Origin of the sequence: Rhodococcus sp. IEGM 1305 (genome assembly GCF_030058635.1) — a bacterium.
GTDB classification, from domain to species: Bacteria; Actinomycetota; Actinomycetes; order Mycobacteriales; family Mycobacteriaceae; genus Rhodococcus_F; species Rhodococcus_F opacus_D.
Map to the genome: position 1 here is coordinate 533,833 of NZ_JASHKX010000003.1, position 20,635 is coordinate 554,467.

General features: G+C 65.4%; 17 protein-coding genes. 12 read left to right on the forward strand and 5 right to left on the reverse strand.

Annotation, left to right across the window (positions count from 1 at the left end; translation table 11 throughout):
* Position 1 precedes the first annotated feature (1 nt).
* The 3 genes from QM693_RS37825 to QM693_RS09095 form a co-directional block, all read right to left on the reverse strand.
* Positions 2-472, reverse strand: coding sequence for an esterase/lipase family protein (locus QM693_RS37825; RefSeq protein ID WP_477956021.1), 471 nt, complete (start codon positions 470-472; stop codon positions 2-4).
* 206 nt (positions 473-678) lie between these two features.
* A complete protein-coding gene (locus QM693_RS09090; RefSeq protein WP_283352071.1) occupies positions 679-1,830 on the reverse strand; it encodes an acyl-CoA dehydrogenase family protein in 1,152 nt (383 codons plus the stop codon).
* Between the two features lie 54 nt (positions 1,831-1,884).
* Positions 1,885-3,054, reverse strand: coding sequence for an aromatic ring-hydroxylating oxygenase subunit alpha (locus tag QM693_RS09095; RefSeq protein WP_283352072.1), 1,170 nt, complete (start codon positions 3,052-3,054; stop codon positions 1,885-1,887).
* Between the two features lie 323 nt (positions 3,055-3,377).
* Between QM693_RS09095 and QM693_RS09100 the strand changes: the two genes are divergently transcribed.
* From QM693_RS09100 to QM693_RS09115, 4 genes are all read left to right on the forward strand, one after another.
* Entirely contained in the window at positions 3,378-4,613 is a 1,236-nt protein-coding gene (locus QM693_RS09100; RefSeq protein ID WP_283352073.1) for a 3-hydroxyacyl-CoA dehydrogenase family protein, read from the forward strand.
* A complete protein-coding gene (locus tag QM693_RS09105) occupies positions 4,610-6,229 on the forward strand; it encodes an FAD-dependent oxidoreductase (RefSeq protein ID WP_283352074.1) in 1,620 nt (539 codons plus the stop codon). Before QM693_RS09100 ends, QM693_RS09105 begins: the two co-directional genes overlap by 4 nt.
* 141 nt (positions 6,230-6,370) lie before the next feature.
* A complete protein-coding gene (locus tag QM693_RS09110; RefSeq protein ID WP_283352075.1) occupies positions 6,371-7,894 on the forward strand; it encodes a class I adenylate-forming enzyme family protein in 1,524 nt (507 codons plus the stop codon).
* Between the two features lie 7 nt (positions 7,895-7,901).
* Positions 7,902-8,642, forward strand: a complete 741-nt coding sequence (locus QM693_RS09115) for an SDR family oxidoreductase (protein WP_283352076.1) — start codon at positions 7,902-7,904, stop codon at positions 8,640-8,642.
* A 138-nt stretch (positions 8,643-8,780) separates the two neighbouring features.
* On the opposite strand, the gene QM693_RS09120 is transcribed toward QM693_RS09115, so the two are convergent.
* Both QM693_RS09120 and QM693_RS09125 read right to left on the reverse strand, forming a co-directional pair.
* Positions 8,781-10,142, reverse strand: a complete 1,362-nt coding sequence (locus tag QM693_RS09120; protein WP_283352077.1) for an MFS transporter — start codon at positions 10,140-10,142, stop codon at positions 8,781-8,783.
* Positions 10,143-10,229: 87 nt separating this feature from the next.
* The gene (locus QM693_RS09125) at positions 10,230-11,057 is read right to left on the reverse strand and encodes an SDR family oxidoreductase (protein ID WP_283352078.1); all 828 of its coding nucleotides are present in this window, start codon (positions 11,055-11,057) and stop codon (positions 10,230-10,232) included.
* 100 nt (positions 11,058-11,157) lie between these two features.
* On the opposite strand from QM693_RS09125, the gene QM693_RS09130 reads away from it, so the two are divergent.
* From QM693_RS09130 to QM693_RS09165, 8 genes are all read left to right on the forward strand, one after another.
* Positions 11,158-11,973 carry an enoyl-CoA hydratase/isomerase family protein gene (locus QM693_RS09130; protein ID WP_283352079.1) on the forward strand — a complete coding sequence of 272 codons (816 nt, stop codon included), beginning with the start codon at positions 11,158-11,160 and terminating at the stop codon, positions 11,971-11,973.
* Between the two features lie 49 nt (positions 11,974-12,022).
* Entirely contained in the window at positions 12,023-13,060 is a 1,038-nt protein-coding gene (locus QM693_RS09135; RefSeq protein ID WP_283352080.1) for an LLM class F420-dependent oxidoreductase, read from the forward strand.
* Positions 13,057-14,556 (forward strand): acetyl-CoA acetyltransferase, encoded by a 1,500-nt coding sequence (locus QM693_RS09140; RefSeq protein ID WP_283352081.1) that lies wholly within the window; start codon positions 13,057-13,059, stop codon positions 14,554-14,556. Before QM693_RS09135 ends, QM693_RS09140 begins: the two co-directional genes overlap by 4 nt.
* Positions 14,557-14,641: 85 nt before the next feature.
* Positions 14,642-14,959, forward strand: coding sequence for a hypothetical protein (locus QM693_RS09145; protein ID WP_283352082.1), 318 nt, complete (start codon positions 14,642-14,644; stop codon positions 14,957-14,959).
* Complete coding sequence (locus QM693_RS09150) at positions 14,956-15,408, forward strand: Zn-ribbon domain-containing OB-fold protein (protein ID WP_159923828.1); 453 nt, start codon at positions 14,956-14,958, stop codon at positions 15,406-15,408. Before QM693_RS09145 ends, QM693_RS09150 begins: the two co-directional genes overlap by 4 nt.
* Entirely contained in the window at positions 15,405-16,598 is a 1,194-nt protein-coding gene (locus QM693_RS09155) for a thiolase C-terminal domain-containing protein (protein WP_283352083.1), read from the forward strand. Before QM693_RS09150 ends, QM693_RS09155 begins: the two co-directional genes overlap by 4 nt.
* Positions 16,599-16,621: 23 nt before the next feature.
* The gene (locus QM693_RS09160; protein WP_283352084.1) at positions 16,622-18,094 is read left to right on the forward strand and encodes an aldehyde dehydrogenase; all 1,473 of its coding nucleotides are present in this window, start codon (positions 16,622-16,624) and stop codon (positions 18,092-18,094) included.
* Between the two features lie 34 nt (positions 18,095-18,128).
* Positions 18,129-20,558 (forward strand): CaiB/BaiF CoA transferase family protein, encoded by a 2,430-nt coding sequence (locus QM693_RS09165; RefSeq protein WP_283352085.1) that lies wholly within the window; start codon positions 18,129-18,131, stop codon positions 20,556-20,558.
* The last annotated feature ends 77 nt before the right edge of the window (positions 20,559-20,635 follow it).

The following is a 20,635-nucleotide window of genomic DNA, read 5'->3' on the forward strand; positions in this document are numbered from 1 at the left end:
GTCATAGACCATGGTCCCGTGATTGGTCAGGTTCTCGGCGCAGGAATCTTGGACCACGACGTGGGAGACGTTCGGTCCGGGTGGTAGCTGAGACTCGCTCAGTTGCACGACAAGATCGGACCGGGAAGTGACAGTGGCGTATTCGACTTCCGGCCGGGTCATTCCGTCGACGCCGGTTTCTAAGACAAACGCCGAACCTGCGGTGCCGCCGTCGACCGCGGGAATCGCGCGTCCGACGAGATCTTTGGCCTGGGGGTGTCAGGCGAGGAGATTGCACGAGCCTGCCCTGCGAATGCCCGACGATGTCGATCCTGTCCGCGCCGGTGGCGGCGAGAACTTCCTCGACGTAGTTACCGAACTGTTGCGCGGACACGCGCATGTCCCCGGTCTGATTGAACGGTCCGGTGTTTGGTTCACCGTAGTTCAGGCCGAAGATGCAATAGCCGTCCGCTTTCAGCTGTGGTGAGTACATCGCCCAGTTGGCGTACAGCCAGGAGACTGCACACTGCCACCCCGCGCGCGACTACACCCATCTCGTCCCACTCCTCTTCCGCGACTGCGGGCAATCGGCTACTTATCTAAGGAGTCTAGGTTCTCGACGGGCGACAAGGGCGAGAGCGGCGAAACGGGTGCGGCCGAGAATCGTCAGCCGCACCCGTTTCGCCTGCCCGGATTCGATCAGGCCTTCATCAGATCGCGATGGATGATTTCCTTCATGATCTCGTTGGTACCGCCGTAGATCCGTTGGATTCGAGCGTCGATGTACGCCTTCGCGACGGGGTACTCCATCATGTAGCCGTAGCCGCCGTGGAATTGGACGCCGGCATCGATCACCCGGCCTTGCAGTTCGGTAGCCCAGAGCTTGGCCTTCGCGGCGTCGACGGCGGTGAGGGTGCCGGCGTTGTGTTCACGCACGCACCGATCGACGTACGCACGCGACACCTCGACGGCCGTCTGAAGTTCGGCGAGTGAGAAGCCCATGCCCTGGAAATCGCCGATACGCTTGCCGAAGGCGGTGCGTTCCTTGACGTAGTCGAGCGTCCAGCCGAGAACTGCCTCGGCCGAGACCTGTGCGGCGATGCCGATGCCGAGTCGTTCGAGGGGAAGACTCTGCATCAGATACGCGAAGCCGGAGCCCACCTCACCGAGCAGATTCTCCTTCGGGATACGTACGTCCTCGAAGAACAACTCGGCCGTGTCCTGCGCGTGCAGACCGAGCTTGTCCAGTTTGCGGCCTCGGCTGAATCCCGGCGTTCCGTCCTCGACGACGAAGAGGCTGAAGCCGCGGGAGCCGGCAGAGGGATCTGTCTTCGCGAATACGATCACAATGTCGGCGAGGATGCCGCTGGTGATGAAGGTTTTGGACCCGTTGATCACCCAGGTGTCGCCGTCGGCGACGGCAGTGGTCTGGATGGCACGCAGGTCGCTGCCCGCGGCAGGCTCACTCATGGCGATCGCACCGATGGTTTCACCGGTGACGAATCCCGGCAACCACCGTCGGCGCTGGTCTTCGTCGGCGTGACGGAGAAGGTAGTTGAGGACGATGTCGTCGTTCGTGGAGAACCCGGACTGCAGAGCCGATGCGCCGACTCGGGCGATTTCCTGCTGGATCACGAACCGGAAGCGGTAGTCGAGTTCACCGGGCCCGCCGTACGCCTCGGGGACGGGTAGTCCGAGCAGGCCCTGGCGGCCCGCCGCCAGCCAGGTCTCACGATCGATCAGGCGATCCGCATCCCATTTCTCGAGTTGGGGAACCACGTGCTTGTCGATGAATCCACGGACGGATTCGCGGAACAACTCGTGGTCCCGGTCGAAGAGATCGCTCTGCATGTTTTTCCTCCTGATGCGGGACGCCCGTCAGGCGACCTGCACATCGTGTGTTTGTCAGTTCGTTGCCAGCAGTTTCTGGGTCTCACGCCGGAACACCTGGTTGGCAACCTCGTTCTGGCCCAGCACCATCCGTCCGGCGTTCGCGCTCGTCATACCGTGCTGGGAGTCCCGCAGGAGTGGGAAGTCCTCGGCATGAAGAACTGCGAGCAGAATCTCCCAGTTCTTGTTCCACAGGCGAGTCCACTTCTCCTCGGTCATCTCGGTGTCCGCCACTGGTGGCACGATCAGACGCATCTCCATGCGGCAGCGCTGCGGATCGGTGGGGTGGGGCCGGAAGGTGAGGAGCTGGAAGTGATCCGGCTGCCGCAGCAGGGTGCTGTTGGGAAGCAGGAAGTGGGTTTCCGTGATGTCCTTGGCCAGGCTTCGGTCGCCGGGGTCTTCCTCGATCCACCGATCGATCGACTTACGCGGGGCGATGAAGCGGCAGTGCCTGCCGAAGTCCTCGAACGCCATCACGTTGGTGTGGATGTGCTTGGCGGCAGTGTTGGGGTGGGCGTACTGGATGTGGTACCCGTCGAGAAAGGCGTCCTGCATGATCTTCCAGTTGACCGGCTCGTCGAATCCCTCGGACTGGACGGCGATCTTGGAATCGAGGTCGTACCCGGACAGAATTGCATCCATCTCTTTCCCGAGCCAGCCGGCCACGTCGATCTCGGCGTTCGCCTCGTCGACGACCCAGATGAAACCGTGGCGCTCCTCGGTCGGCAGTTCGACGAGGCCCATGCTCGTGGTGTCGGTTTCCCCGAAGGTGTTGTCACGGGTGATCGTCCGCAGGGTGCCGTCCGTGTCGTACGACCACCGGTGGTACGGGCAGGAGAACAGGCGGCAGCGGCCCTTCTCCTCCTTCTCGAGGAGGGCGCCCCGATGCCGGCACAGGTTGACGAATGTCTTGACGCCACCGTCGCGCTGGCGGACGACAATGATGTTGTTCCGCGGCATCTGCAGGGTGAAGAAGTCGCCGGAGCGGGGGATCTCGGAACCATGCGCGACGATCGAGGGAACCCGTCCGAAGATGAGGTCACGCTCTCGCTTGGCTATGGCCGGATCGGTGAATTCCTCCGGCTGAAACCAGGTGATGTGGTCGAACTCGTCCGTCGTGTCGTTGCGCAGGTGATCCAGGGCCCGGCGAATGCGTTGCTCGCGGGGTGCTCCGACCTCGGTCATTGCATCTCCTCCAGTCTCGTGGACGCGCCCGGCTACCGTGTGGTCACCGGCTTGCGAACGTGTGTGCTGCGGATCAACGCCTCTAAATCTAACTGACGTAGTTTTACCTGTAAACCCCGGCGCCGAGGTTGCGGCAGGAATCGGGTCTTGCGCCGAGAATCTACTGGGATTAGATTATTGCCCACTGCGGTCGATGTGATCCGATTCACTCGGCGACGTGATCCCGGCGACGATCGGGCTGCCGGTTGCTATCGAACGGGAGGTACCTGCCGATGCACACTGACACGTCGGTCAGGACCGTACGAGCACGGATCGGGTCTGCGGTGTCGAGTGAGAGGTCCGAGAGCCTGGCGGGCACCACGATCGGCGTCGTCGGCGCCGGGATGATGGGTGCGGCCATCGCCTACACCTGCGCGCGGGCCGGAGCCGACGTCGTGCTGTGGGCGCGAACTCTTGAGAATGCGCGCCGAGGCAAGTCGTACGCCGACCGGCGGGAAGCTCATGCGCGAAATGCGGGGACCTCGAACAGACGGATGTCGCAGGCCTTGCTCGGGCGCATCACGCCCACCGAGTGCGTCACGGATCTGTGGGCGTCCGCGCTGGTGATCGAGGCGGTCGCAGAGAACGTCGCCGTCAAACAACAGGTGCTGCAGATGGTCGAGGCAGTCACCGAGGCTCCTACGGTGCTTGCGTCGACGACGTCGACCCTGCCGATCGCCATTCTCTCCTCAAAGCTACAACGCCCGCAGTGCTTCCTCGGGATGCACTTCTTCTCGCCCGCCGACCGGATGTCGTTGGTGGAGACGATCGTCGGATCGGGTACATCGCAGGCCACCGTCGCGGCGTCACTGGCGTTCGCGCGGATGCTCGGGAAGGTACCGATCGTGGTGGGTGATAGTCGGGGGTTCTTCACCAGCCGTGTGATGGAGCGCTATCTCGACGAGGCATTGGTCGCGGTCGGGGAGGGAATCGATCCGGGCCTTGTCGAGCGCGCAGCGACCGCCGCCGGCTATCCGGTGCCGCCGCTCCGCTTGCTCGACGAGATCACGTTGACGCTCAACCGCGCGGTGCAGCGCGAGAACCGTCTGGCCGTCGAGGCGGCCGGCGGGACGTGGCGGGGGAGCGAAGCGGACAGCGTCCGCGACCGAATGATCGACGAATGCGGTCGCGGGGGCAGGTCGGACGGTCAGGGCTTCTACGAGTACGACTCGGACGGTACGCGTTTGGGATTGTGGCCCGTCCTTCGTGAGGTGTTCGGGCCCGCACGGCGTATTCCGTGCAGCGATATGCGCGACCGGTTGTTGTTCGTCGAGGTCCTCGAAGCGCTGCGTTGTCTCGGCGAAGGTGTCGTCGGATCCGAGACCGACGCCGACAAAGGATCTGTTCTCGGCATCGGGTTCCCCGCGCACACGGGTGGGGTTCTGTCGTTCAGGCGTTCCTATCCGGGTGGCGAGAACGGGTTCACCGCTCGTGCCCGCGAGCTTGCAGGCCGTTACGGCGACCGCTTCCTCCCACCGGAGCGGAGTTCGGAACCATACGATCAACCGGAGTGCCCATGACCTACGTAGTTACCCAAGCCTGCTGCAACGACGCGACGTGTGTCGCGGTGTGTCCGGTGAACTGCATTCACCCGACTCCCGATGAAGCGCAGTACCAGCGCACCGAGATGCTGTACATCGATCCGGCCGCTTGCATCGACTGCGGGGCCTGCGCCGACGTGTGTCCGGTCGACGCGATCGTTCCCGACAGCGACCTCACCCCGGATGCCGAGATCTACAAGGACCTCAATGCCGCGTACTTCCTGGGCAACCCGACCGTGTCCGGCCCGAGCGAGGTGCCGACCGCATCTGTCGTCGCGGCGCCCCGGCCCGGTCCGCTGAAGGTGGCGATTGTCGGTTCAGGTCCCTCCGCCTTCTATGCAGCCGAGGAGTTGTTGACTCGGCGCGACGTCGACGTCGATGTCTCCATGTTCGAGCGGCTCCCGGTCGCCGGTGGGCTCGTCCGGTTCGGGGTGGCTCCGGATCACCAGACCACGAAGGCCGTCGAGCGGGTCTTCTCCCGTACTGCCGGCCGCAACGGTTTCCGTGCCTTCCTCGGTGTGGAGATCGGTCGGGATATCAGTGTCGACGAGCTGCTCGATCATCACCATGCGGTGATCTACGCGAGTGGTGCGTCCGACGACCGCAAGCTCGGCATCCCGGGCGAAGATCTGCCGGGGAGTCTTGCTGCACGCGAATTCGTCGCCTGGTACAACGGACATCCGGACTCCGCGGGTCGCACCTTCGATCTGTCGGGGCGTCGTGTCGTGGTGATCGGAAACGGCAATGTGGCGTTGGACGTGGCACGGATCCTGGCGTGCGATCCCGACCGGCTCGTCCCAGGTGATATCGCCGAACATGCCCTGGATGCACTTCGGCGCAGCACTATCGAAGAAGTCGTGGTCCTCGGACGCCGAGGGCCGGAGCATGCAGCGTTCACCACACCCGAGCTGATAGCGCTGGGAGCGTTGCAGGAGGTCGAGGTGAGCGTTCACGGCGGATACGACGCTTCCGACGATGCCCCGTTCAAGTTGCGGACGCTGGCCGACTACGCACGCCGCTCTCCTCGACCGGGTCGGCGGAAGATCACCCTGAGGTTCCACGGGACGCCCGTCGAGATCCTCGGTGACAGTCACGTCGAAGGTCTACGGATCGCGTCCACCCGGACGGACGGAGGCGAAGAGGATCTCGAGGCCTCGTTGGTACTGCGTTCGGTCGGCTACCGCGGTGCTCCCGTGCCGGGGTTGCCGTTCGACTCGAAACGCGGCACGGTCCCCAACGTTGCAGGCCGCGTGTTCGATCCGGTGGACGAGCGTCCGGTGCCGGGGGTGTATGTCGCCGGGTGGATCAAGCGGGGGCCGACCGGGGTGATCGGTACCAATCGATACTGCGCCGCCGAGACCGTCGACGCGCTCGTAGCCGACCATCAACGTGCGCTTCTTCCGCAACCGAGCCGACCAGGTGACGAGTTGGCGGAGGTCGTGCACTCGCGGTGTCCGGAGTCGTTCGGTTTCGACGGCTGGAAGCGGATCGACCGGTACGAACGTGTCGAAGGGCGACGCCGGGGCCGAGCGCGGCAGAAGCTGGTGGAGGTTGGTGCGATGCTCGCGGTCGCCCGTGGGGCAGAGACCGGCTAGTACTTGCCACAGTAAACAACGACCTTTAGATTTAACACGCGGATGTGACGTACGGCTCTCCGGGAGGCCGAAGACACAGCACGGTCCGCCGTGCTCGCCGCCGAGCACCCCCGCGATCGACGACAACTCTTGGAGGCTTACATGAGCGGCACTGTGGTAGACGCTTTGACCTACTGGTCCCGGTCGAAGCCGGATCTGACCGCGATCGACTTCGACGGCGACGCCGTCACGTACGCAGAGCTGGCCGCATGGGCCGACGGCGTCGCCCACGATCTCGCATCGCGCGGTGTCCTCCCCGGTGATCGGGTGAGCTTCCTCGGTGCCAATAGCCTCGAGTGGGCCGTGGCCTCACTCGGTGCCATGAAGGTCGGCGCCATCGCGGTCGGTTTCAACCAGCGCATGCTCGCCGGCGAGCTCACCACCCTCGTCGAAGACTGTGAACCCACCGTCGTCTACTGCGAGGAGGCGCTGCGGCCGCGCCTCGAAGAAGTGCAGCAGACACGCAACACCTTCTCGATCGCAGTGTTCGAGAAGGATGTGCGTCCGCTGCGCGGCAGCGATCATGCGAAATACCGGACCCCCGTCGTCGATCTCGACACTCCCACCGCCATCGTGTTCACCAGCGGCACCACCGGCAAGCCGAAGGGCGTGATCTTCACCCACGCCACCGTCGCCGGCGAAATGCACGAGTGGCACTTGATGGAACCGATTCAGCCGAACAACCTGCGCCCTGTGCTCGTGCTGCCCCTGTTCACCGCTGCCGGCATCATCTGGGGTATCTCGCGCGTCGTCCTTCACGGCGGAACCCTGTTCCTGCAGCCGGGATTCGACCCGGCGAAGGCGCTGCGCATCCTGGCCGAGGACAAGGCCAACACCCTGACGGGGCCGCCGATCCTCTTCGAGCAAATCGCGAAAGCGCCCGGGTTCACCGACGCGGATCTGAGCCACATGGTCACCGCGCACGTCGGTGGCGCACGTGTACCCGTCGACCTGCTGCACAAATGGCAAGCGCAGGGAGTGTCCCTGCGACAGATCTACGGTCAGACCGAGATCGGCGGATCCGCGACCGCGATGCCGCGCGAAGAGGCGGCCGAGCATCCCGACAAGTGCGGCTGGGGTGGCATCTTCACCAAGATTCGCGTTGTCGATGCCGAGGGAAATGATCTTCCCCCCAACGAAACCGGGCAGATTTTGTTGCGCGGCCCGGGCATGATGCCGGGATACTGGCGCAACGAGGATGCGACCCGGTCGGCTCTGATCGACGGCTGGCTCCAGACCGGCGACCTCGGCAAGCTCGACGAGAACGGTTACCTCACGTTCGTCGATCGCCTCAAGGACATGATCATATCCGGTGGCCTGAACATTTCACCCGCCGAGATCGAAGCCGTCATCAATCAGATCCCCGGGGTCGAGGAGGTCGCGGTGATCAGCGTTCCCGACGCCAAGTTCGGAGAGACCCCGGCCGCGCTGGTCTGGACCACCACCGAGATGAAGGAATCCGAAGTGGTCGGATTCTGCAACGAGCGGCTCGCCGACTACAAGGTGCCCCGGTACATCGTCTTCATGGACGAACCCCTGCCCCGGATGCCCAGCGGGAAGATCGCCAAGCGCCAGCTGCGCGACGCCTTCGCGGATGTGCCCGACAATTACGACAAGGTTCGGTGATCGAGCCGTGGACTCACCCAAGGTCGCTCTGGTCACCGGTGGTGGCCGCGGAATCGGCGCGGCCATCTCGAGCCGACTTGCCGCCGAGGGATTCGCTGTTGCGGTGAATTACTCGCGGAGTGCGCGCGATGCCGAGGAAGTGGTTGCAAAGATAGTCGCGGACGGTGGACGTGCTGTGGCGATCCGAGCCGACATTTCACAGGCCGCCGAGGCTGAGCGGCTCATCGCCGACACCACCGTCCAATTGGGCGCCCCCACCGTGGTGGTCAACAACGCGGGCATGAACAAGGCTGGTGCGGCCCGGAAGCAGAGCCCGGAAGATTTCGACGAAGTGATCGCAGTCAACCTCAATGGTGCGTTCTACTGCACCCACTTCGCGCTACCCGCGATGTACGAAGCCGGTTGGGGCCGAGTCATCTTCGTCAACAGCGCGTCTGGCGGACGGCGTCCGTCCCCAGGAATGAGCGCCTACTCCGCGGCCAAGGCCGGGCTCGTGGGAATGGCCAAGTCGATGGCGCTCGAGGTTGCCCGCCGCGGGGTCACGGTCAACTGTGTGATGCCGGGCTTCGTCGCTACCGACATCGTGGCTTCGGGGGGCGAGGCGGGGGTCGAAGCCCTGACCAAGCACTGGCCCTCCATTCCGCCCGAATCGATCGCCTCCACCATCTCGTTCCTGGCGAGCGACAACGCCGCCGACGTCTCCGGTGAGGAGATCGGTGTGTGGCGAGGTGGCCCCGTCGGGGTGTGACCGTCGAATACAGCTGAGACCGCCCACCGGCAGAGCCAGTCCGGTGGGCGGTTTCTTGCTGTCTGGCCATTTCCTCCCGGAATGCGAAACGGGCTCCGATCCGGTGGATCGGAGCCCGTGCCGCGAGCGGTGCTGTCGCTAGGCAGTGACCGGCGTTCTGTCGTCGTCCCGCTTCACCGCGGACGACGAGCGGGAACGGGACAGGACGGTTGCCCCGAATCCGAGCAGGGAAACCACACAGATCAGGAGGCTGAGCCATACCGTGGTGTCGTCGAATGCCAAGGCTACCGCGATGACCGGAACGAACGCCGCGCCGAGAGCGTTGCCGGCCTCACGGCCGAGACCGAGGCCACTGTAGGCGTGCTGCGTGTGGAACAGCTCGATGACGTAGGCGCCCATCGGACCGAAAATGGCGGCGACCCCGATGCCGTTACCTGCCGCCATGACCACCCAATACAGCAGCGGGGGTGTTCCGACCCCCGACAACAGCGAGATGCCGACCCAGGCGAACACGGCGCTGTACAGGAATCCGAACATGATCACCGGTGCTCGGCCGACCCGGTCCGACAGGGAACCGAACATCGGAATCAGAATGGCATTCGCGAGCTGCGCGGCGATCAGGCCGACGAGCACTTCGGTTCCGCCGAAACCCAGCTGATTCTTGCCGAAGGTGCCCATGAACACGATGTAGAAGTAGCCGATGCCGGTCTGACCGATGGTCATCACGAGCACGGTCAGAAGTGCGCGCGGCTGCTGGCGGATCACATCGAAGAGCGGACTTTTCGAGACCGTGTTGCTCTCCTCGATCGCCCGGAACGCGGGAGTTTCGGGCAGGCTACGGCGCAACCACAGGCCGTAGGCGAGGATGACGGCGCTGCACAGGAATGGAATACGCCAGCCCCAGGCGAGGAAACTTTCCTGGGACATCAGGGATGAGACCGTCAGCAGAGACAGCGTGCCGAGCACGCCGCCGAGCGCCGCCCCCATGCCGGGCAAGGATCCCATCAATCCCTTCTTCTTCGCGGGTGAGAACTCGACGGCGACCAGAGCTGCGCCGCCGTACTCACCGCTGGCGCCGATGCCCTGCAGGATTCTGAGGAACACCAGTAGAGCCGGTGCGAGCCAGCCGATCTGGGCGTAACTCGGCAGCAGGCCGACGAGCAGCGTAGCGACACCCATCAGGACGAGGGTGAAGACGAGTATTCGTTTTCGGCCGATGCGGTCGCCGAGGCTGCCGAGGATCACCCCGCCCACCGGACGGACCAAGAATCCGACCGCGAATGTACCGACCGCCTGCAGCGTCCCCAATAGGGGGCTCGAGCCGGTGAAGAACACGGAGGCGAAGACCACCGACGCGGCCGAGGCGTAGAGGCTGAAGTCGTAATATTCGAGCAGCGTGCCGACGAAGGCGGCGCGGCTTGCGCGTCGCGAGTCCGCGCGGGAGGGTCCGGAGTCTGCATCCACGGAGATTTCCGCAGCTGTGGTCGTACGTTCGGTCATGCGAAACCTCGCGTTTGTGAGTGCTGGGCGAAAAGCCCGAATCATGGAGTGACGCAGACCACATTAAACTATTGACTTTAGAATTGTCTATCGCAGCGTGGACGCAGCCTTCGCCTCGTCCCGGTAGTTGGACGGCCACTTCTTGCCCAGTGTCAACCCTCCGTCGACCCCGAGGGACTGTCCGGTGACGAACGTGGAGTCGTCGGAGGCGAGGTAGGCGGCGGCGTGCGCGAGGTCTTCCGGCTCACCGGCGCGGGGAATGGGCTGGAAGTTCGTCAGGCTGCGCCGCACGGAATCGACGCTGCGATCGAGTGCGTCGTCCTCGAGGCCGGCGCCGTGGCCGACGATGCGGGTGGCGACACCTCCGGGGATCAGTGCGTTGACCCGGATCCGGTATTCGGCAAGCTCCACCGCGGCGGTCCGGGTCAGTTGCAGCACTGCGGCTTTCGCGGCGCTATACGGGTGTGGTCCGAATCCGGTGCGCACGCCTGCCACGCTCGACACATTGACGATGCTGCCCGACCCCTGATTGCGCATCACTCGCGCGGCATGCTTGGTCCCGAGAAACGCACTGCGAGCGAGCATCGCGAACCCGTCCTCCCACTCGTCGAGCGATGTGTCCTCGAGGAAGGTCCACGCGCCCACCCGGCCGGCGTTGTTGACCATGCAGTCGAGCCGGCCGAACCGATCGACGGCCACTGCGACCGCGGCCTCGATGTCGGCCTCGGTGCGTACATCGGTGTGCAGGTAGGCGCCACGGTCGCCGAGACCGACGGCGACGGCCTGGCCCCGCGGGTCGTCGATGTCGGCCACGACGACCCGGGCTCCGCGTTCGGCGAACGCGCGGGCGGTGGCTGCGCCGATTCCGCTCGCGGCTCCTGTCACCACGGCGACCTTGCCGTCGAGGTTCGTCATCGTGGACTCCTTCGGTTGTGTTCCGGGCTCGGTTCCTTGAGCTTTTAATCTAAAACCATTAGTCTGCGTCTGTCGAGTACCTCGTCCCTGGGAGAGCACTATGTCCGACGCGAAACTGATCTTGACCGAGCGGCCGCGGCCGGGCATTCTGCTGATCCGGCTCAATCGCCCGGACGAACTGAATGCCATGAACGTCGACCTCATCGAGGAGTTGCACGAGGTTCTCGCCGACGTGCGCGATGATTCGCTCACCCGCGCGATCGTGCTCACCGGTGAAGGTCGTGCCTTCTGTGCAGGTCTCGATCTTCGCGGATACGGCACACCGCGGGGCGCAACCGAGGGTGAGGGCCGGGCCCAACTCGGACTGCGGGTGCAGAAGCACATCGCCGGCCTCGTCGATGCATTCCGCAGCACCCGCGCGCCGATCATCGCGGCCGTCAACGGCGCGGCAGCCGGCGGCGGCATGTCGCTGGCCCTCATGGCGGACATTCGCATCATGTCCGAGACGGCGGTACTGCACGCCGCGTTCATCCGCCGAGGCCTCTCGAACTGCGACATCGGAATGAGCTGGCTCCTGCCCCGCATGATCGGCTTCTCCCGGGCGGCGCAGATCATGCTCACGGGCCGGTCCATCGACGCCGCGGAGGCCGAACGCATCGGTCTCGCCTCGTCCGTCGAACCCGCCGACACGGTGCTCGAGGTGGCACTGGAGACCGCCGAGGCCATCGCGCAGAACAGTCCGTTCGGGGTGTGGATGACCAAGGAAGTCATGTGGTCGAACCTGGAGGTTCCCAGCATGCGCGCCGCAATCGACCTCGAAAACCGCACCCAGATCCTCTGCTCGCTGACGCGCGATCACAGGGAGGCCGTCGTCTCGTTCCTCGAAAAGCGCCCGCCCGAGTTCCAGAACCACTGACCACAATCCGACCGATTCGACGGCACACAGGGAAGCAGTGAGTAAAAGTATGAGAGTGGGAATCGCCGCAGGGTATTGGGGATCGGGCCCGCCCCGCGATGTCGAACGGATGCTCGCCGAGGCCGAAGTCCTCGGCGTCGACAGTTTCTGGACCGCCGAGACGTACGGCTCCGACGCACTGACACCGCTCGCGTGGTGGGGAGCGCAGACCTCGACGATCAAGCTCGGTACTTCGGTGTGCCAGATGTCGGCGCGCACCCCGACGGCGCTGGCGATGGCCGCGCTGACCCTCGATCATCTCAGCGGTGGTCGCGTGATCATCGGCATCGGTGCGTCCGGACCGCAGGTCGTCGAGGGCTGGTACGGGCAGCCCTACCCGCGGCCCCTCGAACGCACCCGCGAGTACATCGAGATCATGCGGCAGGTGTGGGTGCGCGAGAAGCCGGTGACCTACTCCGGGCGGCATTACCAGCTGCCTGTCCAGGGCGGTTCCGGCTTGGGTAAGCCACTGAAGTCGATCGTCCATCCCCTGCGGGAAGATATCCCTGTCTATATGGGCGCCGAGGGCCCGAAGAACGTGGCGTTGGCCGCCGAAATCGCTGATGGCTGGACGCCGCTGTGGTTCTCGCCCAAGAGCGACGAGTTCTACCGCACGGCACTGGCCGAAGGCTTCGCACGGGACGGAGCACGCCGCACCGCCGAGGACTTCGAGATCGCGAACGTGTGCTGGCTCGTCGAGAACGACGACGTGGAAAAGGCCGCCTCCCGGCTCAAGCCGACGGTCGCGTTGTACGCCGGCGGTATGGGCGCCAAGGGCGCCAATTTCCACAACGACGTGTTTGCGCGCATGGGTTGGGGCGAGGTCTGCGCCGAAATCCAGGAGCTGTACCTGAGCGGGCGGCCTGACCTTGCGGCCCAGGCCGTCCCCACCGCGATGGTCGAGGATGTCGCGCTGATCGGTCCCGCGGACAAGATCATCGAAGAGATCGAAACCAAGTGGAAGAACACGTGTCTGACCACACTCATTCTCGGTGGGTGGCCCAAGCCGGAGAACCGTGAGCGCATCCTCGCGGCGGTGCAGTCGTGACCCTGCAGTCGAGAACGAACCTGGACCCGCGAACCCCGGTCCTGGTCGGTACCGGCCAGACCCGCGAACGCCAGGGCGGCGTGGAGCCCGTCGATCTTATGGTGCGCGCCGCGCGGACAGCCGCTGCCGACGCGGGATCGACGCGCCTGCTCGAACTTGTCGACTCGGTCCGGGTGGTCGGGCTGCTGTCCTGGCGTTACCCGGATCCGGGCGCGCTCGTGGGTGCGCGGATCGGCGCGGCCGTGCGACACACCGGTTACTCCGGTAACGGCGGAAGCACGCCGCAGGTGCTCGTCAACGGGGCTGCCGAGGACATCGCTGCCGGGCGATCCGATGTCGTGCTCATCGGCGGCGCCGAATCGTGGCGGACCCGCACCAAGTTGCGAGCACAGAAGCTGCGCCCCGACTGGACGGTGCAGGACGAGTCGGTACCCGCCGCTGACATCCTGGTCACGGACGTGCCGATGGCCGCAGAGAGTGAACGCCGCATCGGTCTGGATCGGCCCTCGTATGTCTATCCGCTGTTCGAACAGGCGCTGCGGGTATCGGCGGGACGTTCACTCGAGGAGCATCGGGAGGTCGTCGGCGGGTTGTGGTCGCGGTTCAGCAAGATCGCGGCGACGAATCCGAACGCGTGGGTGCAGCGCGAATACACCGCTGCGGAGATCTCGACGCCGTCGCCCGACAACCGGATGATCTCCACGCCCTATACCAAGCTGCTCAATTCGAACAACATGGTCGATCAGAGCGCGGTGCTGCTGATGTGCTCGGTCGAGACCGCGACACGACTTGGTATCCCGCAGGAAAATTGGGTGTTTCCGCAATCCGGCACCGAGTCGCACGATACGTACGCGATCGCCGAACGTGAGGCGCTCGACGGCTCCCCGGCAATACGCATCGCCGGGGCGCGGGTCCTCGACCTCGCCGGTATCGGACTGGACGAGGTTGCGTACGTCGACGTGTACTCGTGCTTCCCCTCGGCGGTGCAGGTCGCGGCGAAGGAGTTGGGGCTCGCGCTCGATGATCCCGGCCGGCCTCTGACGGTGACCGGTGGCCTGACGTTCGGCGGTGGGCCGTGGAACAACTATGTCAGCCACTCGATTGCGACGATGGCGACGCGGCTGCGCGAATCTCCGGGATCGTACGGTTTGGTGACCGCCAACAGTGGTTACCTCACCAAGCACGCCATGGGCGTGTACCGGACCGAACCTCCCGTCGGCGGGTTCAAGCGTCTGGACGTGCAGGCCGAGGTCGATGCGCAGCGCACGACGAGAGCGCTGGTGTCCTACGCGGGCAGGGCGTCGGCGGAATCGTGGACTGTGGTGTACGGCCGCGACGGCTCCCCGGAGCGCGGTTTCCTCGCGGCTCGAACCGCGACGGGGGAGCGGACCCTTGCGGTCACCACGGACGCCGAGGATCTCGTCACCCTCACCGAGGTCGACGTTGCCGGTCAGCACGTCTCGGTCTCGGAAGAGGGGCACTTCCGCTTCGCGTGACCTTGACGCCCTTTTACCTAATGTCATAAGGTTAATGCACTGACGGACACGGCATGCTCGTGTCACGAGATCGAGGAGATTCCAGATGTCTGTCGAAGACTTTCGCGCACTGTACGAACAGCATGTCGGCCACGTTGTGGCCGGAAACATGAAGGCCGCTTTCGCCGACATGGTGCAAGAGAACATTCCGCAGGTCTTCGACGGAGTCGACACCCCCCGGGAGGCCGCGCAAGGCTTCGAGATCAAGGATGTGCGCGCCGAGGGCGACCGAATGGTCGGCGAAACCGTCTATGACATGGGTGACCGGTCGATCGGGCTGCGCTCGATCTGGGAACGGCACGACGGACGCTGGCTCGCGGCGGCGCTCGAGAACTTCCCTACCGGCTCGGAGGCACACGCATGACCGCAACAGAGCCCGTCGCGGAACCGTGGGGCCCCACACCCGACGGACTCGATCGACCGTACTGGGACGGCCTGCGCGTCGATGAGCTGCGCCTTCAGCGCTGCAACGAATGCAGCACCTGGATCTGGGGTCCGCAGGCCATCTGTGGTCACTGCCACAGCTTCGACCTCGGATGGGAAACCGTCGAACCGTCCGGCACCGTCTACAGCTGGAACCGCAGCTGGTACCCCTACATGGACGAATACGCCGACCGGCTGCCGTACGTGACGGTGCTGGTGGAACTGCCACACGCCGACGGCCGGCGGGTGCTGGGCATACTCGCCGACGACATCGAAACGAACCCCGAGATCGGCGACCGGGTGGTCGGAGTCTTCGAACACTCCGAGGGTGCCCCCTGGCCGTTGCTGCGCTGGCGTCGCGCCGCGACCGCAGAAGGAGAAAAAGGATGAGCGCCAACATCATGCGCGGCGCGGCGGCAGTCGTCGGCGTCGCCGAACAGCACTACAAGCGCGGTGAAGCCCCGCACAGCGAGAAGCGCATGACCCTCGAGGTCATCCTCCAAGCGTGCGCCGACGCGGGTATCAGCCCCCGCGAGATCGACGGCTTCGTCTCTTACGCGGGTGGCGCCAACGATGGTGCCATCATCGGCGGCGCATTGCTGATCGACGAACTTCGTTGGTCGAACATGATGTGGGGCGGGGGCGGCGGCAGCGTCGCAGCTGCCATCACGAATGCGGCCACTGCGATCGCCACCGGCCAGGCAGACTGTGTCGTGGTGTATCGCGCGATGTCGCAGGCGGATACGGGCCGGCTCGGATACGCGAAGTACCACTACGGCAGTCACTTCCTCGCCCACGGCATCGGCTCGCCCGCACAGATTTGCGCGATGCGCACCCAACGGATGCTCGAGCACGGCGGAGTGCCGCGCACGGCCATGCGTTCTCTCGTCCTCGCGTCGTATCAGCACGCGCAGAACAACCCCACCGCGCAGGGCTATGGACGGCCCCTCGACGAGGAGGCCTACGAAAACTCACGGTTGATCGCCGAGCCTTTCCACCTGTTCGACTGCTCCCGGGAAAGCGATGGCGCGGTCGCGCTGGTGCTCGTCTCGGCCGAGCGCGCCAAGACCCTGCGACCGGACCCGGCGTATCTCCTCGCGGGCGCGCAAGGTGCACCGGGCGGATACTCGGAACTGATCGACAACGATCTCGACGAGCAGTACATGAGCGCGGGATTCGGCCCGGCCAACAACGGCAAGCCCGGTGTCGCCGAAAGGCTCTGGTCCGCAGCCGGTCTCGGGCCGGACGACGTGGACGTGGTCCAGGTGTACGAAAACTTCAGTGGCCCCGCCGTGGCGGCGCTGATCGATCACGGTCTGTGCCCGCCGGGCGAGGCTGCCGGCACATTTATGACCGTCGAGAACCTCACTGCGCCGAACGGCAAGCTGCCCGTCAACACCAGCGGTGGCAACCTCGCCGATTCGTTCATCAACGGCCTGAATCTGGCGGTCGAGGCGGTCAGGCAGATTCGCGGCACCTCGACCAACCCGGTGGACGGCGCGAAGACGTCGCTGTTCATCGGCGGCCCGATGGCACCGCTGGTGAGTTCGGTGCTGTTCGGCCACGAAGAGACCCTGTGACCGCCCTTTCCGAAAGGCATGACATGAACGACCGTGACACGACACGCGGTGACAACGCCACGGACAGGAACGAGCTGTTCATCGGTGGCCGATGGGTGGCACCGAAGTCCGGAGGCACCATCGATGTCATCGAGGCAGCCACCGAGAAGGTACTGGGCACCTCCGCGATGGCGTCCGAAGTCGACATCGATGCGGCCGTCGCGGCCGCGCGCACCGCACTGAGCGGTCAGTGGAGTGCGCTGACCAACATCGAGCGGGCCGATCTGCTCGACAAGTTCGCTGCCGCCCTCAAGTCACGTGGTCGGGACACGTCCCGGCTGGTGAGCCGGGAGAACGGTATGCCGATCGCACTTTCGGGCGGTGTCAACGGTTTCGGCCCCGCAGCCATGATTTCGTACTACGCAGCTCTGATTCGCGATGCGGCCAACGAGGATGTGCGGCCGAGCGCCTTCGGTGGCCGCACCGTCGTGCGCCGCGAGCCGGTGGGTGTGGTCGCGGCCATCACGCCGTGGAACTACCCGCAACCGCTTGCGGCGATGAAACTCGCCCCCGCGCTGGCGGCGGGGTGCACGGTGGTGCTCAAGCCTGCCCCCGAGACGGCGCTCGACGCGTTCGCGTTCGCCGAGGCTGCGGTCGAGGCCGGTCTACCCGACGGCGTGGTCAACGTTGTGCCGGCCGGCCGGGACGCCGGCGCCTATCTGGTTTCCCATCCGGGAGTCGACAAGGTGGCGTTCACCGGATCCACCGCGGCCGGTCGCGCCATCGGTGAAGTGTGTGGCCGGTTGCTGCGTCCGGTTACTCTCGAACTCGGCGGCAAGTCCGCGGCGATCGTCACCGAGCGCGCCGATCTCGACGTGTTCGTTGAGAATTTGCTCGAGGTGTCGCTGGTGAACAACGGTCAGACCTGCCACGCGAGCACCCGGATCCTCGCCCCCCGCTCACGATACGACGAGGTCGTCGACGCCGTCACCGAGACCGTGCGGGCACTGACCGTCGGCGATCCGCTCGACAAGGCCACCGAGATCGGTCCGCTCGTCTCGGCCGCGCAGCGCGACCGCGTCCTCGGCTACATCGAGGCCGGCCGTGCCGACGGCTATCGCATCACCGTTGGCGGCGGAACGCCCGTCACGCAGCCGCAGGGGTGGTTCGTCGAGCCGACCGTGTTTGCCGGCGTAGACAATTCCGCGCGGATCGCGCAGGAAGAGATCTTCGGCCCGGTGCTGACCATCACCGCGTACGACGGTGAAGACGAGGCCGTCGCCATCGCCAACGACTCCGAATACGGTCTCGGTGGCACGGTCTGGACCACGGACGAGCAGCACGGTCTGGATCTGGCGGCTCGAATCCACAGCGGCACGGTGGGAGTGAACTACTACGCCCTCGATCTCGACGCGCCGTTCGGTGGCGTCAAATCGTCGGGGCTGGGCCGCGAGCTCGGCCCGGAGGGACTGGCACCGTACTTCACCTCGAAGTCGGTGTACTTCGGAACTCGCTGACCATATTCCGCGACGAGCACACACTTTGGAGCACATGATGGCACTACCTCTGCAGGGTGTCCGGGTATTGGAGCTGACGGACGGATTCGGGGACACGGCGGGGCGGTTTCTCGCCGACCTCGGCGCCGAGGTCGTCCGCGTCGAACTTCCGGGAGGATCGGCCTCGCGCACGGCCCAGCCGATACGGGACGGTGTGAGCATCCCGTTCGCAATGCGCAACGCCAACAAGCGCGGCATCGTGCTCGACCTCGACGCGGACGACGACCGGGAACGGCTGCGCTTGCTGGCACAGCGCTCGGACATTCTCCTGGAGTCGTTCCCGCCGGGCTTTCTGGCCCGGCGTGGGGTGGGAGCTGCAGATCTGTGCCGCGTCAATCCCGCGCTCGTGGCCGTGTCGATCACCGGTTTCGGTCAGAACGGTCCATATCGCGACTGGGCGGCGACCGAGCAGGTCCTCTACGCGCTGAGCGGTGTGCTCTCGCGCTCCGGTGAGCCGGGAGAGGCCCCGCTCCTGCCGCCGAACGGGCTGATCGACGAATCGGTGGGTGTGCATACGGCATGGTCCGCACTGCTCGCCTACTACGACCGGTTGCATACCGGCCTCGGGCAGCTCGTCGACATCTCCGCGTTCGAGGTCATCGTGCACGGTTTCGACCCCGGATTCGGTGTGCAGGGCTCCGCTGCCGCGGGTCGATCCGAGGACTTCCCCCGTGGCCGACCTGATGCGGCCAATTTCTACCCGGTGTATCGATGTGGCGACGGGCAGGTGCGAATCTGCCTGCTCGCGAAGCGTCAGTGGCAAGCGATGTACGAATGGTTGAGTCGGCCGGAAGAATTCGCGGATCCGAAGTACGACACCATTCCCGCCCGATTCGCCGCATCCGAGCGGCTCAACCCGCTCATCGAGCAGCTGTTCAGCACGTACACCCGCGACGACCTCGTCGCGGAAGGTGCTGCCCGCGGAATTCCGATCGGCGGCCTCAACACCGTGGCCGAGGTATTGACCACCGAGCACTTCGATGCGTCCGGTACGTTCGTCGACGCCGAAATCGCTCCCGGAGTCACCGCTCGGGTCCCGTCCGGTTACGCGAAGATCAACGGCGAACGCGCCGGTGTACGCTCCCGTGCACCGCAGCTCGGGGAGCACAACGAGCTGGTTCTCCGCTCGGCCGGGGCCGACACTCGCGTTTCGATTCCCGTACCGCAGCGCGAGCCGGGTGCACGTCCGTTCGAGGGACTTCGGGTCCTCGATATGGGTGTCGTGGTGTTCGGTGCCGAGCTCGGCCGCCAGTTCGCGGACAACGGTGCCGATGTCATCAAGATCGAGAACTCTCAGTTCCCCGACGGGCTGCGCCAATCCAAGCGCGGCGCTGCGCTCGCGGCATCCGTCGCCTGGGGCCATCGCAATCGCCGCAGCCTCGGGATCAACCTGCGCAGCCCCGAAGGTATCCGCATCTTCAAGCGCCTGGCTGAGGAAGCGGACATCGTGCTCGCCAATTTCAAGCCCGGCACCCTTGCTTCGATGGGTCTGTCGTATGACGAGCTCGCTGCGATCAATCCGCGCATCATCGTGTCGGAGAGCAGCGCCTTCGGCAGTGTCGGCCCGTGGAACAAGCGACTGGGCTACGGGCCGTTGGTTCGGGCAGCCTGCGGCGTCTCGGCGCTCTGGCGATACTCCGATGCTTCCGACGGACTGTGTGACGGCTCGACCGTCTACCCCGACCACATCGCCGGACAGGTCACCGCCACCACCATTCTCGCCACGTTGATCCACCGGCTGCAGACTGGACGCGGTGCCGCCATCGAAGTCGCTCAAGCCGACACCGCGATCGTCCAACTCGGCAACCAGCTCGTCGCCGAACACCTCGCGCCGGGCTCGATCAGCGCCCCGGGCAATTCCGATCCGTACTCGGCGCCCTCCGGGGTGTACCCCTGCGCGGGTGACGACGAGTGGTGTGTCGTCACCGTCCGCGACGACGCCGACTGGGTCGCACTGTGTGGGGTGCTCCGACGCCCCGACCTCGTCGACGATCCGCGTTTCGCCACCGCCGAGTTCAGAATTGCGCACCGGGCCGAGGCCGACGAGGTGCTGGCACAGTGGCTGCTGCTGCACACGCCGACCGAAGCGATGGACACGTTGCAGGCCGCCGGGATACCGACCGGCGCGATGATCCGGCTCCCGGACCTGTTGACCAATCCGCACCTGACCGCGCGGGGTGCCTACATCGAGCTCGAACACGAGCTGCTTCCGGCGCCGCTTCCGACGGCGAAGCAGGTGGCGCACTTCGCGGCGTTGCCGGACTGGCCGCTGCGGCAGGCACCGCTGGCAGGTGCGCAGACACGGGAAATCTGCGAGGAAATGCTCGGTCTGAGCACAGTCGAGATTGATTTGCTCGTGCAGGACGGTGTGCTGCAACCGCCCGCGGACGATCCGGCGCTGTCACCGGTCTCCTCCACGGTGTGACACAGCAGAGAAGGTCCCCGGATATTTTCTCCGGGGACCTTCTACTGTTCGGACTGCGTTCCCGCTTCCGGGTCGCG

Bases quoted from the DNA above. Each gene is read 5' to 3' on its own strand.
- QM693_RS37825 (WP_477956021.1), bottom strand. From the start codon at position 472: ATGTACTCACCACAGCTGAAAGCGGACGGCTATTGCATCTTCGGCCTG.
- QM693_RS09090 (WP_283352071.1), bottom strand. From the start codon at position 1,830: ATGCAGAGCGATCTCTTCGACCGGGACCACGAGTTGTTCCGCGAATCC.
- QM693_RS09095 (WP_283352072.1), bottom strand. From the start codon at position 3,054: ATGACCGAGGTCGGAGCACCCCGCGAGCAACGCATTCGCCGGGCCCTG.
- QM693_RS09105 (WP_283352074.1), top strand. From the start codon at position 4,610: ATGACCTACGTAGTTACCCAAGCCTGCTGCAACGACGCGACGTGTGTC.
- QM693_RS09110 (WP_283352075.1), top strand. From the start codon at position 6,371: ATGAGCGGCACTGTGGTAGACGCTTTGACCTACTGGTCCCGGTCGAAG.
- QM693_RS09120 (WP_283352077.1), bottom strand. From the start codon at position 10,142: ATGACCGAACGTACGACCACAGCTGCGGAAATCTCCGTGGATGCAGAC.
- QM693_RS09125 (WP_283352078.1), bottom strand. From the start codon at position 11,057: ATGACGAACCTCGACGGCAAGGTCGCCGTGGTGACAGGAGCCGCGAGC.
- QM693_RS09130 (WP_283352079.1), top strand. From the start codon at position 11,158: ATGTCCGACGCGAAACTGATCTTGACCGAGCGGCCGCGGCCGGGCATT.
- QM693_RS09135 (WP_283352080.1), top strand. From the start codon at position 12,023: ATGAGAGTGGGAATCGCCGCAGGGTATTGGGGATCGGGCCCGCCCCGC.
- QM693_RS09145 (WP_283352082.1), top strand. From the start codon at position 14,642: ATGTCTGTCGAAGACTTTCGCGCACTGTACGAACAGCATGTCGGCCAC.
- QM693_RS09150 (WP_159923828.1), top strand. From the start codon at position 14,956: ATGACCGCAACAGAGCCCGTCGCGGAACCGTGGGGCCCCACACCCGAC.
- QM693_RS09155 (WP_283352083.1), top strand. From the start codon at position 15,405: ATGAGCGCCAACATCATGCGCGGCGCGGCGGCAGTCGTCGGCGTCGCC.
- QM693_RS09160 (WP_283352084.1), top strand. From the start codon at position 16,622: ATGAACGACCGTGACACGACACGCGGTGACAACGCCACGGACAGGAAC.
- QM693_RS09165 (WP_283352085.1), top strand. From the start codon at position 18,129: ATGATGGCACTACCTCTGCAGGGTGTCCGGGTATTGGAGCTGACGGAC.